1 protein-coding gene is annotated in these 1,258 nt (G+C 59.2%); it reads right to left on the bottom strand.

Features of this window, described 5'->3' with window-relative positions:
- Window positions 1-29: 29 nt before the first annotated feature.
- Window positions 30-1,177 (bottom strand): IS3 family transposase gene (locus tag BAUR9175_RS19100; RefSeq protein WP_096147173.1). Its coding sequence is split into 2 segments (ribosomal slippage): window positions 30-913 and window positions 913-1,177, totalling 1,149 coding nucleotides; the frame shifts between segments, so codons are not numbered across the junction.
- Window positions 1,178-1,258: the final 81 nt, after the last annotated feature.

Below are 1,258 nucleotides of genomic sequence, written 5' to 3'. Positions count from 1 at the left end.
TGATTGGGTCCCCGTTAGCAGTCCAGCGGCTATGCGATAGCTAATTGGTTCTCTGCGCTCCAGCGTTCCCAGCATCTCGATGGTGTTAATCCGTCGAGGGATCCGTGGGGCCGTTCATGATTATAGATGCCTTTCCATTCGTCGGCCAAGTATTTGGCCTCGGCCATCGTGTCCATGATTTCTCCGGTCAGTTGTTCCCTTCTAAATTGAGCATTGAACGATTCAGCGAACCCGTTCTGCCACGGCGATCCAGGATCGATAAACGCAGTCTCCACACCTGCGGTAGCACACCAACCGATCAGCGCAGCGGCGGTGAATTCCGGCCCATTATCGCTACGGACATAGGTCGGGACCACGCCGGTTTCGGCGATAATGTTTTCGAGCGCGGCGACGACATCGGTGGCGGTGAAGGACCGCCGCGGGATGATTGCCAAAGCGGTGCGGGTGTATTCATCAATCACGTTGAAGAACCGGATATGCCGCCCGCAGGACGTTACATCGGACTGGAAGTCGAAGCTGACCACGTGCATCGGATACTCGGCCCTCAACCGCTTCTGTGCCCCGGCGTCGGGCCCGGTGCGGCGCTTCTTGCGCGCCTTGGGTTTGCAGGTCAGCCCCTCGACCCGCCAGAGTCGGCGTACGCGCTTCTTATTGAGCGCCACGCCAACCCAGGCCGTTTGCCGAAGCAGGTGCCAGCGCGCCTTGCGCCAGCCCCATGCCGGATATTTCCCGGCGATGGTCCGCAAATCAGAGCGCAACTGCGCTTCCTCGAGGCTGACCTCCGGTTGACCCTTACGCAGCGCTGACCGGTTCTGCCCCAGAACTTTGCAGGCGAACCTCTCCGAGGCCCCGAACTTTTCCTGCGCCATGCGGACGGCGCGGCGGCGTGGTTCGGGGCTCAGAATTTTCCCCGCGCCACCTCGTTCAAAATGTCGATGGCCAGTTCCTTCTCCGCCACCAGCTTCTTCAATCGGGCGTTTTCTTTCTCGAGGTCCTTGACCGCTTTGGTCTGCGTGGCGTTCTTCTCAGACCCGTACTGCTGAAGCCACCGATACCAGGTCGCCTCGGTGATCTGCAGCTCCTTGATGACCTCGATCATCGGGCGACCTTCATTGAGCATCTTCTGGCCCTGACGCACTTTCGCGATGACCTGATCCGGGGTATGTCTACGTGCCATAATCTGTGAATTTCCTCCTTGCATCCATTATCGGATGCGAAACTCACATAGTCACCGGACTCCTACCCGGGGGCCCAACCA

The sequence above is a fragment of the Brevibacterium aurantiacum genome (assembly GCF_900169065.1).
GTDB lineage: Bacteria > Actinomycetota > Actinomycetes > Actinomycetales > Brevibacteriaceae > Brevibacterium > Brevibacterium aurantiacum.
The sequence above is the reverse complement of the archived record's forward strand: the minus strand, read 5'-3'. Positions and strand labels throughout refer to the sequence as shown.